10 protein-coding genes are annotated in these 14,521 nt (G+C 43.2%); 9 read left to right on the top strand and 1 reads right to left on the bottom strand.

The window, feature by feature from the left end:
• The first annotated feature begins 335 nt into the window (after window positions 1-335).
• The 9 genes from GPM24_RS01655 (at window position 336) to GPM24_RS01615 (ending at window position 11,477) form a co-directional block, all read left to right on the top strand.
• The gene (locus tag GPM24_RS01655; RefSeq protein ID WP_158825001.1) at window positions 336-1,613 is read left to right on the top strand and encodes a dicarboxylate/amino acid:cation symporter; all 1,278 of its coding nucleotides are present in this window, start codon (window positions 336-338) and stop codon (window positions 1,611-1,613) included.
• Between the two features lie 88 nt (window positions 1,614-1,701).
• Complete coding sequence (locus tag GPM24_RS01650) at window positions 1,702-2,268, top strand: PPC domain-containing DNA-binding protein (protein WP_158825000.1); 567 nt, start codon at window positions 1,702-1,704, stop codon at window positions 2,266-2,268.
• 83 nt (window positions 2,269-2,351) lie between these two features.
• Window positions 2,352-3,230: a succinate--CoA ligase subunit alpha gene (gene sucD, locus GPM24_RS01645; protein ID WP_158824999.1), complete on the top strand. Its 879-nt coding sequence runs from the start codon at window positions 2,352-2,354 to the stop codon at window positions 3,228-3,230.
• Window positions 3,231-3,484: 254 nt separating this feature from the next.
• Entirely contained in the window at window positions 3,485-4,057 is a 573-nt protein-coding gene (locus tag GPM24_RS01640) for a hypothetical protein (protein WP_158824998.1), read from the top strand.
• A gap of 383 nt (window positions 4,058-4,440) precedes the next feature.
• Window positions 4,441-6,654: a putative Ig domain-containing protein gene (locus tag GPM24_RS01635; protein ID WP_158824997.1), complete on the top strand. Its 2,214-nt coding sequence runs from the start codon at window positions 4,441-4,443 to the stop codon at window positions 6,652-6,654.
• 178 nt (window positions 6,655-6,832) lie between these two features.
• Window positions 6,833-7,213, top strand: a complete 381-nt coding sequence (locus tag GPM24_RS01630; RefSeq protein WP_158824996.1) for a methionine-R-sulfoxide reductase — start codon at window positions 6,833-6,835, stop codon at window positions 7,211-7,213.
• Window positions 7,214-7,770: 557 nt separating this feature from the next.
• Window positions 7,771-8,745 (top strand): ribonucleoside-diphosphate reductase small subunit, encoded by a 975-nt coding sequence (locus GPM24_RS01625; protein WP_158824995.1) that lies wholly within the window; start codon window positions 7,771-7,773, stop codon window positions 8,743-8,745.
• A 63-nt stretch (window positions 8,746-8,808) separates the two neighbouring features.
• Window positions 8,809-11,187 (top strand): ribonucleoside-diphosphate reductase subunit alpha, encoded by a 2,379-nt coding sequence (locus GPM24_RS01620; protein ID WP_158824994.1) that lies wholly within the window; start codon window positions 8,809-8,811, stop codon window positions 11,185-11,187.
• A gap of 77 nt (window positions 11,188-11,264) precedes the next feature.
• Window positions 11,265-11,477, top strand: coding sequence for a cysteine-rich CWC family protein (locus tag GPM24_RS01615; protein ID WP_158824993.1), 213 nt, complete (start codon window positions 11,265-11,267; stop codon window positions 11,475-11,477).
• Between the two features lie 150 nt (window positions 11,478-11,627).
• Here the strand turns inward: GPM24_RS01615 and GPM24_RS01610 are convergent, their stop codons facing one another.
• Entirely contained in the window at window positions 11,628-14,483 is a 2,856-nt protein-coding gene (locus GPM24_RS01610) for a S9 family peptidase (RefSeq protein ID WP_158824992.1), read from the bottom strand.
• Window positions 14,484-14,521: the final 38 nt, after the last annotated feature.

The following is a 14,521-nucleotide window of genomic DNA, read 5'->3' as shown; positions in this document are numbered from 1 at the left end:
GTCATATTTTGTAATATTTGTAATTTCAATATTTTCCGATAGCTATGGAACAAGCCGATACTAATAAACAAAGACGAAAAGTAAAAGCCAACATTCGTTTCCCAATATGTCCAACCTGTGGCGAAGAATTTAAGTATCGAGCAAAGCGCAACGTGCTCGTCCGAGCCTTTTTCTTTTGGTATCCGGTTAAGCGTTATTTTTGCACACGGTGTTTGGTATGCCGTCATATCTTTTTACCACAATACGCTCCTAAATCGTAACTCAATCAACCGGAGTAAACGTTACGGGGCAAAAAATTAATATCATTGTACCTTAACACTAAGGCTGCCCATTTAATGAAGCGTTTATTTTCCAATCTTACCTTTCAGGTAATTGCTGCTATACTTTTAGGTGTGCTGGTAGGTTTATACTTTCCTGCATTTGCCCCGGTAGCACAGCGTATCAGTAAAATGTTTATCAGCTTAATTAGTATGCTGATAGCGCCTATTATATTTTTTACCATTGTGCTGGGTATTGCCGGCATGAGTGATATGAAAAAGGTGGGTCGGGTAGGTGGCAAAGCGCTATTGTATTTCGAAATTGTAACCACGTTTGCATTAATTATAGGCGTGGCCGTAGCTAATTTGGTAAAACCCGGTGCTGGCCTGGCACCCAGTCATGGGGCCGACGTTGGTAAAGTAGCCCAATACCAGCAGCAAGCTGGTGAAATGAATTGGGGCGACTTTTTTACACACATCATTCCCTCCAATTTTGTAGAAGCCTTTGCCAAAGGCGATATTTTGCAGGTATTACTGATTGCCATACTTTTTGGTTTTGGCTTGAGCCGTATGGGCAGCGTAGGGCAGTCGCTAACGCAAAGTTTGGATAAACTGGCAAAAGTGTTTTTCAATATTATGTATATCGTGATGCGGGCTGCGCCTATAGGCGCATTTGGTGGTATGGCTTACACCATTAGCACGCATGGGTTACAAACCCTTAAGCCGTTAGCTATGCTGATGGCATCAGTTTACCTAACTATGGCACTTTTCATATTCGTGGTACTTAACCTTATTTGTTACCTGTTTAAGTTCAGCCTGTGGAAATACCTCAAATTTATCCGTCAGGAACTGCTTATTGTATTAGGCACCTCATCTTCCGAACCGGCCCTGCCGCTGATGATGGACAAAATGGAGCGATTGGGCTGCGCCCGTTCGGTAGTGGGTTTGGTTATTCCTACCGGTTATTCATTCAATTTGGATGGCACCACTATTTATTTATCCATGGCAACTATCTTTTTGGCGCAGGTGTTTCACGTACCGTTGTCATTAGGTCAGCAGCTTACTATCATTGGTATCTTGATGGTTACTTCTAAAGGTGCAGCGGGTGTTACCGGTAGCGGATTTATCGTGTTGACCTCCACACTGGCCGCTATTAAGGTGATTCCGGTTGAGGGTGTGGCTTTATTATTAGGCGTGGATCGTTTTATGTCTGAAGCCAGGGCCATCACTAACGTAATTGGCAATGGCATCGCTGCCATAGTGATTGCGATTAGCGAAAAGGAGTTTGATAGAGAGAAATATAAGCTTGCCATAAGCGGAGCAGCATCCGAAATAGGGGAACAAACTCATCATTGATATAAGCTGTTTGATACACCCACAATCAGCAATCAATATAAACTTTTGCTTTTCAAGGTGGTTACTTAAGCAGATTAAAATAACCATCATGAGGAAGATATTTAAATACGCTACGGCGTTAATAATAGGTTGCTTTATCGCTGGCGTTGCCTACGCACAAGAGTATGTATCACCCACTAATCCGGCCCAAACCGGTAAATCGCCGGGCGTGAAGGCGCAACTGCTGAGCCAAAACGGTAATGTAAAAACTTATATCCTGGTGTTTGCCAAAGAGGATGAGATTATGTCAGGTCTTACTGAGTTTGCCCAAAAGAACAATATTACCAGCGCCCACTTTACGGCCATTGGCGATGCTTTGCGGGCAAGAGTAGGGTGGTATGATCAAAGCCGCAAAATGTTCAAAGTAATACCCATCACCGAGCCTGCCGAAATTACCTCATTGATAGGCGATATTGCCATGTATAACGGTAAACCTGTGGTGCACGCCCACATCAACCTAGCTACATCAGATGGCATGGTTCATGGCGGCCATCTGCTCGAGGCGTATATTTTCCCAACCCTTGAAGTTCGCCTTACTGTAGAACCCGAAGCCATGTATAAAAAGCTGTATCTTGAGGCTGGCGCAACAATTATAGATGCAGGTGCCAAGCCATAAAGTTGGCCTAATACGCATCTAACTTAAAAATAATTTGATAGTATAAGCAATAACTTTAGCTTTGCCGTACAAAAGCAAAAACCATGAGTGTTCTCGTAAATAAAGATTCAAAAGTTATTGTTCAGGGTTTTACCGGTAACGAAGGTACTTATCATGCTTCGCAGATGATTGCCTACGGAACCCAGGTAGTAGGTGGTGTAACGCCGGGTAAAGGCGGACAGCAGCACTTGGAGCGTCCGGTGTTTAATACCGTAAAAGATGCGGTAGACCAAACCGGTGCCGATGTATCTATCATATTTGTGCCTCCTGCTTTTGCGGCTGATGCCATTATGGAAGCTGCCGAAGCTGGTATCAAAGTAATTGTATGTATCACCGAAGGTATCCCTACTAAGGATATGATTCAGGTAAAAGAATACTTGGTGGGCAAAGAGTCTCGCCTGATTGGCCCTAACTGTCCGGGTGTAATTACCGCTGATGAGGCTAAAATTGGTATTATGCCAGGCTTTATCTTCAAAAAAGGTAACGTAGGTGTAGTATCAAAATCAGGAACTTTAACTTACGAAGCGGTTGACCAGGTGGTTAAAGCTGGTTTAGGTATTACTACTGCTATCGGTATCGGTGGCGACCCTATTATTGGTACCCCAACCAAAGAAGCTGTAGAATTGCTGATGAACGATCCTGAAACACACGGTATCATCATGATTGGTGAGATTGGTGGTGGTATGGAAGCAGAAGCTGCCCGCTGGATCAAAGAACACGGTACTAAACCTATAGTAGGTTTCATCGCTGGTCAAACTGCGCCTCCAGGCCGCCGTATGGGTCACGCTGGTGCTATCGTAGGTGGTGCCGACGATACGGCTGCTGCCAAAATGAAAATTATGGCCGAGTGCGGTATCCGCGTAGTAGAATCTCCAGCAGAAATTGGCGCTGCCATGGCTGAAGAGCTGGCTAAATTAGCGTAATTTTAAGAGCCAAGATCCGAGAATCAAGAGCCAAGGCTTTTGGTTATTTGGGTGAAGGTTTAGATATAAGAAAATCCCGGTCAGGTTGGCCGGGATTTTTTTTGTTTGTTATAATTTGTTTTTATTTAGATGAGATGTTCGCTTACAAAAAAAGATATTTAATCTCATCGAAGTTATTAGTGTTATTTACTTGCATGGATTTCAAAATACTAATTGATTAACTTGTGTTGTAATAAACATATACTCTAATTTATATGCGAAGAAGTAAGATAATCAAAGATAGACAGGAGTTCTTATCATTAATTCCTCTTATTCAGACGTTTCCATTAGTTCATAATAAACTTAAAGGCGATTTTAAAGAATTGCTTGATATGACTAAGTTGTGTATAAATGGAGGACAGAAATTTGAAGTTTTGGGGAGATTATGCATTAAAAACTTTTTTGCTATGATTGAAGCGGATATACATTATTATAATTTGTTTGATAGATATGAAGGATTCGATGAGAAAGATAGATTTATTGATCAATTTAAGGAAACCTTTAAACAGGTTGCGAAAACATTCGATGCAGAAACTTTGCAAAAGGAGTATTTTAGTACAAAATTACAGACGCTTAAGAAACTTAAGCTTTTGAGAAATAATCTAATGCATCCAAAGTCACTTGAAGATATTTTTGATCCAACATATGATGATATATCAGACGTTGAAACAGCGTTTGAAGATTATAATAAATTTATTGCCGGGTTAATGAGTGATTTTTTCTTTCAGTATGAAGGTGATGATAAGCTTGAGGTGTATAGGATGCTGGTAGAGACCACTAGCAAATAGGTTCAATTCTGATAGTTTATATTTGTAGTATTTAGTACTTAGAAGGAGAAAACGAAGAAGCGCAAAGGCCCGCTGTTGCGCCCGGGCCAGCGAGGGCCTTGCGGGCGGAGAGGTGATCGCAACAGCTAGGCCTTTTTGTTTCTTTTGTGGCTATGACAAAAGAAATAGCCCCTGCGGCAATGAGCAGACTAGCTTAAGTCAATAAACACTATAGATGTTAAGCTAATAGCACAAACACGTTTATGCAGCCTTCCATACAAATATTACGAGGTTCAAGAAACTAAGAGAGCACCCGCTATCCTGCTTCTATTCGTAATCAATAATATTTAAACGTTTAATTAATATTTGAAATTTTAGTATGTTGTGCTACCAATTATAAATCGATGCACAAATTACTAATCACGTTTTGCTTACTGGCTGCTGTGGCAGCCAAGGCGCAGGGTAAGCTGTTTATGACCCAGGCCAAGTTTAAAACTGGCGATGATGCCGCTTGGCTGAACCCTAAGTTTAATGATGCGGCCTGGCAAACGCTTAAAACTACCGTATACTGGGAGCAACAGCTGGGCGCCGAGTACAATGGTTTTGCCTGGTATCGTTTTCATGTAACCATCCCATCTTCATTAAAAAAGCAATCGGTACTGAAAGATACACTGGTAATTTACCTGAGCAATATTGATGATTGCGACGAAAGCTACCTGAACGGAACGTTGATTGGTAAAACGGGTAGTATACCTGCATCCAACGCCGAGTATAAAACAGCGTATGACGCAGAGCGACGCTACCGCATACCACTCAATCAGGCAAAAATTAACTGGGATGCAGATAACGTTATCGCCGTTAGGGTGTATGATGGCGGTGGTAACGGTGGTATCAATAATGCCGCGCCTTACATCAATATTATGGATATTATTGATGGCGTAGCTATCAACAACAGCAAAGGCTTTGCATTTACGGCCACCACTGCATCAAAAGATATCGCGGTGCTTAATCATAACAAAACGGCGGTTAACGGTACACTAAATGTGCTTACGCATGATGACCGTAGCGGTAAAGTAATCAGTCAAAATCAGTATAGCATCAGTTTACCTGCCGGCAGTAGTAAAACCTTGAATGTTAAGGCAGAAAACCGTGAAGGTATCACCCTGTCCTATATTTTTACAGAAAAGCTGACCGGCAAAAAAATTACGGTAACCGATCCGATGCCTTACATCCTTACGCCTCCGGTATCGGCTATGCCACGCATCAATAGCGCACGGGTAAGCGGCGTACGTCCGGGTTCGCCATTTTTGTACAAAATAGCGGCTACAGGAAAAAGGCCATTGCAGTATAGTGCGGCAATGCTTCCGGAGGGTTTAACTTTGGATAAAGTCACCGGTATCATCAGCGGTACAATCACAAAAGCCGGCGATTATCCAGTAAAGCTTACCGTAACCAATGCACTAGGCAAGGCCGAGTGTACGCTTACCGTAAAAGCCGGTAATCTATTGGCTCTTACGCCGCCTATGGGATGGAACAGCTGGAACTGTTGGGGTTTATCGGTAACTACAGACAAGGTAAAAAGCTCGGCGCAGGCCTTGATTGATAAAGGGCTTATCGAGCATGGTTGGTCATACATCAATATTGACGATGGATGGGAGTCGGATAAAAGAAATGCCGATGGCACTATCGGTACTAATCAAAAATTTCCGGATATGCGGGCACTGAGCGATTGGTTGCATGGACATGGTCTTAAATTTGGCATCTATTCATCACCCGGCCGGCTTACTTGCGGTGGTTATTTAGGATCATTAGGTCATGAGTTGCAGGATGCAGAAACGTATAATGCCTGGGGCGTTGATTACCTGAAATACGATTGGTGCGCCTATGCCGAAGTGGCCGGTAGTGATACCTCGATCGCTACCTACATGAAACCTTACCAAGTTATGCAAAAGGCGCTCCGCTCGCAACCGAGGGATATATACTACAGCCTTTGTCAGTACGGTATGGGCGATGTTTGGAAGTGGGGTGCCGAGGTGGATGCGAACAGCTGGCGCACCACCGGCGATATTACGGATACCTGGTCCAGCCTGTATGATATCGGCTTCCGCCAGTATAAAGTTTCGGACTATGCACAACCCGGAAGATGGAACGACCCGGATATGCTGACAGTAGGCAAAGTAGGTTGGAGTGGTAACCTGCGCACCACAAGGCTTACACCTAACGAGCAGTACACGCATATCACCATGTGGAGCTTGCTGGCATCGCCGTTGCTGATAGGATGTGATATTAGCCAGATGGACGACTTTACGCTCAGTCTGCTTACTAACGACGAGGTGATAGCCGTTAATCAGGATATACTGGGTAAGCAGGCGCACTTGGTTTCCAAAGGTGAGGATTACCAAGTATATGTCAAAGAGCTTTCCGACGGCAGCAAGGCGGTGGGGGTATTCAACCTTTCAGAAAAGTATAAGCCTGTAACCATTAATTGGGCTGATCTTCATATCGGTTCGGTAAAACAGGTGCGGGATGTGTGGCGACAAAAAAATATAGCCGCAGCTAAATCAGCTTTTAGCTATACGTTGGCACCGCATGGAACGGTGATGTTAAAGGTGCAGTAATTTGCTTAAATATTTATTTACGTTGCTTCGTCAGTTATAAGTGTACTATCCATAAATAGAACACGTGTAGCAGCAATGCGTCAGTGGTATGTAAATAGCGCCCGTATTCAAAACCAAGCCATCATAAAATCGTATATTTATACAGCGGTGACCAACCATCACCCTAAATAAAAACATTATGGCTGATCAAAAATATAACGACTTAACACCCGAAGAAGAACGCATTATTTTATACAAAGGTACCGAGCGCCCCTTCACCGGTGAGCTGTTGAACAACAAAGCACAGGGCTTGTATGTATGCCGCCGTTGCGATGCGCCGTTGTACCGTAGCGAGGATAAATTCGAATCATTTTGTGGCTGGCCCAGTTTTGATGATGAGATAGCCGGTGCGGTGCACAAGGAAACTGATGCCGACGGTAGCCGAACCGAAATATTATGCGCCAACTGCGGAGCGCATTTAGGTCACGTGTTTACGGGCGAGCGTTTTACGGCTAAAAATACCCGTCACTGTGTTAACTCTGTTTCTATGAAATTTGTACCCATTGAGGATGTGAAATAATCACTATTTACAAATACTGAAAGCCTTGCCGTATTAATTTATAGGCAAGGCTTTTTTGTGTGTTAGCTATTGCAATGGTGTAATATTAAATTGGATGGGGACTTAAGCCTTATAAGTCTTAAGTCATTGAAAAGTCACGGGTTTAAAGGGTTTTAAATTGCAATTATTGTTTCGATTAGTTATCCACTTTTACTAACAATGTTGGTTAATACGCTGATTTACAAAACACTTTTATGTTTATAACTTTTTGATGGAAAAAGTTCTATACACTAATGTTAATAACTATTTCTTTCATGTGAAAAACTACATTAAACCGGAGTAAAATCAGAATGTACTTAGTATGTACATTTGGTACATAAGTTCTTTACAGGATTTATCGACGCCAAATTGTAGCGTCGGTTAGGTAGCCCAACGATCTGTCTGGAGCTGGCCACGAAAGGTGTAGAGGGATAACAAACCTATACCATACAGCTGATTTAAAAGCTCAATAAAAAGGTTGAGCGGTTTGGCTGTCTGTGAGTTTTTGAGCGAATTTAAAATATTAAAGAGGTAAGCATATGAGTCAGGAAAATGAAGTATTATTAAGAGAGAACAAGGATCGGTTTGTTATTCTGCCTATTAACTATCCGGCCATTTGGGAGATGTACAAAAAGCATGAAGCCAGCTTTTGGACAGCCGAAGAGATTGACCTGTCAGACGACTTGAAACATTGGGAAAGCCTGAACAGTGGCGAGAAACACTTTATTTCGCACGTGCTTGCCTTTTTTGCAGCCAGTGATGGTATTGTTAACGAAAACCTGGCCGTAAACTTCATGAGCGAGGTTCAGGTACCCGAGGCCCGTTGCTTTTACGGTTTCCAGATCATGATGGAAAATATCCACTCCGAAACCTACGCGTTATTGATTGATACTTACGTAAAAGACGCTGTTGAAAAAGACCGCTTGTTCCACGCTATTGATACCGTACCATGTGTAGGTAAAAAAGCAGAGTGGGCGTTAAAATGGATCAACAATGGCACTTTTGCACAGCGTTTAGTAGCTTTTGCTGCGGTTGAAGGTATCTTTTTCTCTGGTAGTTTCTGTTCTATCTTCTGGCTTAAAAAACGTGGCTTAATGCCGGGCTTAACCTTTAGTAATGAATTGATTTCGCGTGATGAAGGTATGCATTGCGAGTTTGCCTGTTTGCTGTACAGTATGTTAGAAAACAAGCTGAGCAAAGAAGAGGCTACTCAAATTATTACCGATGCGGTTGAAATTGAGAAAGAATTCATCACCGATGCTTTACCGGTAAAATTGATCGGCATGAACGCTGCCTTAATGAGCCAGTATATCGAATTTGTGGCCGACCGCTGGTTAGTAGAACTGGGATACGATAAAGTATACAACGCTACCAATCCGTTCGACTTTATGGAAATGATTTCGCTGCAAGGCAAAACCAACTTTTTTGAAAAACGCGTAGGCGATTATCAAAAAAGCGGTGTGTTGAATTCGCAACCATCCAGCCAGGCATTTTCACTTGACGAAGATTTCTAAAAAGCATATTAATATTATCTATCTATAAATAAAAACATTATTCATCCATAACTGCTCACTGCCATGTTTGTAATAAAAAGAGACGGAAGAACGGAGTCGGTAAAATTTGATAAAATTACCGCACGTATAGAGAAATTGTGCTACGGACTAAATCCTAACCTGGTTGACCCGGTGGACGTAGCCAAAAAAGTAATTGAAGGTTTATACGATGGCGTAACCACCTCCGAGCTGGATAACCTGGCTGCCGAAACTGCTGCATCGTTAACCACCAAGCACCCCGATTATGCTTTGCTGGCTTCGCGTATTGCGGTATCTAACCTGCACAAAAACACAGTAAAATCGTTTTCCGAAACGATGCGTAAACTGTACAACTATAAAGATCCTAAAACAGGCAAAAATGCAGCGCTGCTTGCTGATGATGTATGGGATATCATTGAAGCTAATGCCGATATTCTGGATAGCAGCATCATTTACGACCGCGACTTCGGTTTTGATTATTTCGGTTTCAAAACCTTAGAGAAATCATATTTGCTGAAACTGGATGGCCGTATAGCCGAGCGTCCGCAGCATTTGTTTATGCGTGTATCAGTTGGTATTCACAAAGCCGATATCGAAAGCGCAATCAAAACTTATCACCTGATGAGCGAGCGTTGGTTTACTCATGCTACACCTACCTTGTTTAATGCCGGTACGCCAAAACCGCAAATGTCGTCATGTTTTTTGTTGACAATGAAAGATGACAGCATTTCGGGTATTTACGATACTTTGAAACAAACTGCACAAATATCACAAAGTGCAGGTGGTATTGGTCTAAGCATTCATAATGTACGCGCCACTGGTTCATACATCAGCGGTACTAACGGTACCAGCAACGGTATCATTCCAATGCTGCGTGTGTTTAACGATACTGCCCGTTATGTAGATCAAGGCGGTGGTAAACGTAAAGGTGCATTTGCTGTTTACCTGGAGCCATGGCATGCCGATATTTTCGAATTTTTGGACCTGCGTAAAAACCACGGTAAAGAAGAAATGCGTGCCCGTGATTTGTTTTACGCCATGTGGGTTTGTGATTTGTTCATGAAACGTGTTGAGGCAAATGAAGACTGGAGCTTGTTCTGCCCGCACGAAGCACCTGGTTTAGCTGATTGCTTTGGCGCTGAGTTTGAAGCACTGTATGAAAAATACGAAAAAGAAGGCCGTGCACGCCGTAAAGTAAAAGCACAAGAATTGTGGTTTGCTATACTGGATGCACAGGTAGAAACCGGTACACCTTACCTGCTGTATAAAGATGCTGCCAACAGCAAATCAAACCAGCAAAACCTGGGTACCATCAAAAGTTCAAACTTGTGTACCGAAATTATGGAATACACCTCTGCCGATGAGGTAGCGGTTTGTAACCTGGCTTCGCTGGCGTTGCCACGCTTTATCCGCGAGGGTAAATTCGACCACGAAAAATTATACGAAGTAACTTATCAGGCTACTTTGAACCTGAATAAGATCATCGACAATAACTACTACCCAGTTCCGGAAGCTGAGTATTCGAACTTGCGTCACCGTCCGATTGGTTTAGGGGTGCAAGGTTTGGCCGATACTTTCATTTGCTTGCGTATGCCTTTCGAAAGCGACGAGGCTAAACAGCTAAACAAAGAGATTTTCGAAACCATCTATTATGCTGCCATGACCGCTTCAAAAGATCTGGCTATTAAAGATGGTCCGTACGAAACCTTCAAGGGTTCGCCACTATCGCAAGGTAAATTCCAATTCGACCTGTGGGGTGTTAAGCCAGAAAGCGGCCGTTGGGATTGGGAAAACCTGCGCCTGGATGTAATGAACCACGGTGTGCGTAACTCTCTGCTGGTAGCGCCAATGCCTACTGCCTCAACTTCACAAATTTTGGGTAACAACGAGTGTTTTGAGCCTTATACCTCAAACATCTACACCCGCCGTGTATTGAGTGGTGAGTTCATTATTGTAAACAAACACCTGCTGCGTGACTTGGTTGATCTAGGTTTATGGAACGGTCGCATAAAAAATCAAATTATCAGCGCTAACGGTTCTATCCAGGATATCCCTGAAATTCCGCAGAACATTAAAGACCTGTACAAAACCGTATGGGAAATTAAAATGCGTAACATCATTGATATGGCTGCTGATCGTGGTGCTTATATTTGCCAGTCGCAATCATTGAACCTGTTTATCAATGCGCCTAACGCTTCTAAACTAACATCAATGCACTTCTATGCATGGAAAAAAGGTTTGAAAACTGGTATGTATTACCTGCGTACTCAGGCTGCATCACAAGCGGTTAAGTTTACCATTGAAAACCAAGGTGGCAAAAACATGGATCCGGTTATTCCGGCCGAGGTTGCTGCTATGGCCGACGACGTACCTGCTGGCCCAAGCTGCTCAATGGAAGAAGGTTGCGTAACCTGCTCTGCATAACAAGAAATACCTTTCTCAATTTAAAATGACTAAGCCCTGAAGCTTTATGCTTCGGGGCTTTTTATCTTTGTACTGTTATGTCAGTAATCTTTCAAAAGCACGAAATTGTACAATGCGAGCGTTGCCGCACCGCTTTTGAATGCAAAGCCAACTCGTACACCAAATGTCAGTGCAGCAAGGTGCAGCTTACCATTAATGAAGTGCAGTATGTAAGCGAGCTGTATGATGGTTGCTTGTGTGTGAATTGCCTGATAGAACTTCAAAAAGAATATCAAGAATCCGGATATTAAAAAGGCCTGCTGTAAGCAGGCCTTTTTAATATTATAAGTTTTCGTCATTGCGAGGTACGAAGCAATCTCTGAATTTGCTTAGTTAGATTGCTAGTCTTACGCAGAGGTTGCTTCGTACCTCACAATGACGTTTAGACGATTATAAAAGGATTAATTCTCGTCAAACGCCCGTGCTTCCAGATACTTATCCATATCAATACGGTTTATACCTTTGCTCCACCATAATGGGGCAGGTTTATCTTTCAGCCAGTAATCAAAATATTCCATCATGCGTACGGCATAATCTTTACGGTTAGGCATTTTAGCAATACCGTGGTTTTCGCCTTTGTAGGTAATCATCACCACCGGTTTATTCAAGCGACGCAGGCCATTGTAGTATTCAATACCTTGGGTGAAATCAACCGCACCATCTTTATCATTGTGTAGAAGCAACAAAGGTGTTTGTACGCTTTTGATGTGATGGATAGGGGAGTTGCGCACATAAGCATCCATATTATCCCAATAGCCACTGGTTAAACGGCCCTGGCTGGCTTCGAAAATAGCTTGATTTGTACCGCCCGAATTCCAATAAATCAAACTGTACATGCTGATTAAATCCGTTAAAGGTGCGCCGGCAGCAGCGGCTCTAAAAATATTGGTTTGCGTTATCAGGAACGAGGTTTGGTAACCACCCCACGAGTGCCCATGAATAGCCACGCGTTTAGCATCCACCACACCCGTATTAACGGCAGCTTGTACCGCCGGAACCACACAGGCTACCGCCGACATACCCGGATCGTTCAGTTTGTATTTGATATCCGGCATCAACACCGCATAACCGTTACTGGTGTACATAGCTGAATTGAAGCCGCCACCCGGAAAGCTTGGCATGTTATAACTGTTCAGGTTATCCGTTAAACGCTCGTAAATGTAGGTAATAGTAGGATAGGCCTTGCCTTGCTCGTAGTTGGCTGGCAAATATAAAGCGGCCTGTAAGCTATCGCCATTAGCGCTGATGTAGTTAATTAGCTTTACACCCGATGTCCAGGCATACTTGCTTTGATCGGGCGTATTATGGGTAACTTGTTTAGCTGAAGATAAATCGCCTTGGACAGATACAAAGGTTTCAGGAGAATGATCGTAGTTTTCTTTGCTGTAGGCAAATACTGGTACGTTATCAGCTTTGGTTAGGCTGTTATAAGCATTGTTATCCAAAAACAACACCTTCAATTTTCCGCCCGATAAACGCGCAATGCCATTTTGCTTGGTACTGGTGTTGCGAACGCTAAAGTACTGTGGCTTGGACAGATCGGTGCCTTTATCATCCGGGTATAGAAAGAACTTGTAACCAATTGTCAGTTTTCGGCTTTTCCAGTTATCGGTCAGTTCCGTAGCCGATTTGCCGTCGACACTGATGCGCCATAAATCGTTGTTATCTTCAATCAAAGCATACTTTGAATCGGCCGACCAGCCGAGGTTGTCGGTAGCTGGTTTTTGAACATTATGATCGTCCAGCGCATCCACAAAAGATGATTTGATTTTGCCGGTTAAGTTATATTTTTCGCTGGTTTCAAAGTTGATGGCATAAAAATTACCATTTTGGTAATAGCTGGCCAGTTTACCGTTAGGCGCAAAGCTAATACCCCGGTTGCCGGTTTGATAGAACTTTTCGAAAAGCAGTTTTTTGGTGCCGGTTTTCAAATTGATCAGATAAATGTCTACATAGCTCTGGCCGTTCAGATTGCTCATTAACTCGTATTTGCTGTTGTCGATTCCAACCGCATACATTTGCTTGGGTGCTACCATTACCTGGCGCATGTTGCTATCGGCCAATTGCATAAAGCGTTTGGTGGGTACATAGTAGGCACTCAGGTAAGTGAAAGTTTTATCCATATTCTCTTGCACCTGCTGAACCGATTGTAAACGGCGGTCCTGCCAGTTCCAGATAATCATATCCGGTTTTTCGACGTCGTCTTTATTGGCTGCAGCCATGGTGGCAGGGCGCGGTTTGGCAGTTGAATCTTTCTTAGCAGTGCCGGCTTTGACCGAATCTGTTTTAGGCTTATCGGCTTTATCCATACTGTGGATGCCGAAGAACAATGTTGACAAATCATCAGACCAATAAGCGCTTCTGTCGCCGTTAATGCCTTGCCCAGCAGCAAAGGCCTTGTCATCCAAGCTGCGGTATATGGTTTTTACTGAAGCGTTATCTGCCAACTTGGTTACGCCTATTACGCTGTATACCTCATTTTTGTAAGCAGGGTCTTTTTTTGATTTCAGCAAAGCCAGCGCTTGTCCGGCTTCTGTCCAGTTGATGGATTTGTAGGCTGCCTTGTCGTTATCTACGGCCGAGGTAACGCCGGTTTTCATATTACGCAAGTATATGCCATTGCCGTTCTGTCCGTTGGCATCAACGGTGTAGGCTAACCAAGTGCCCGGTTTGTTAAAGGCATACTCATTAACGTTGCCTAAATTGAAGCTGGTTTTGCTGGCAGCGTTATACAGCAGCATATCTGTTCCTTTAGCAGCATCTTTATCTTTTGAAGCTGTTTCGGGCGCGGCAAACTGTATGGCTATCCAGTTGGGTAATTTAGTGGCAAAGGCAAAGCTACGTACCTTATCAAATTCTGCTTGTGTATGATTGCTTAGATCTACAATCACTAATTTATCATATACCGGCTTATTGGCTTTGCGAGATGCTTTAGCATCAGCCTCTTTGGTTGATACTTTGAAGGCAATAAACCGGCCGTCATCAGAAAAGGATGGTTTACCTGGCGTTGCGCCAACAGGGTAGCGGTAGGTAGTGGTATCACTCACCCGGCGAATTACCACTTCCTGATCACCCTCCACCGGACCGGTAACATACGCCATCCATTGCCCGTTAGGCGCTAAAGTGTTAAAAGGAGATTTAATGTAACGCCATTTGGAAACATCTTTCCAGGTTAAGGCCGGCTTTTGCTGTGCCTGCACCTGTTGGCCCAAGCAAACGGCCGACAAGAACAAGGTAACAAGGCTAAGTTTTTTCATACGCTTAAATTACTCAAAAGTTGAGAAAGCGCAGAAAA

Source organism: Mucilaginibacter lacusdianchii (assembly GCF_009770985.1).
Classification (GTDB): Bacteria; Bacteroidota; Bacteroidia; order Sphingobacteriales; family Sphingobacteriaceae; genus Mucilaginibacter; species Mucilaginibacter lacusdianchii.
Note: the sequence above shows the minus strand (reverse complement) of the source record. Positions and strands in the feature narration are given on the sequence as shown.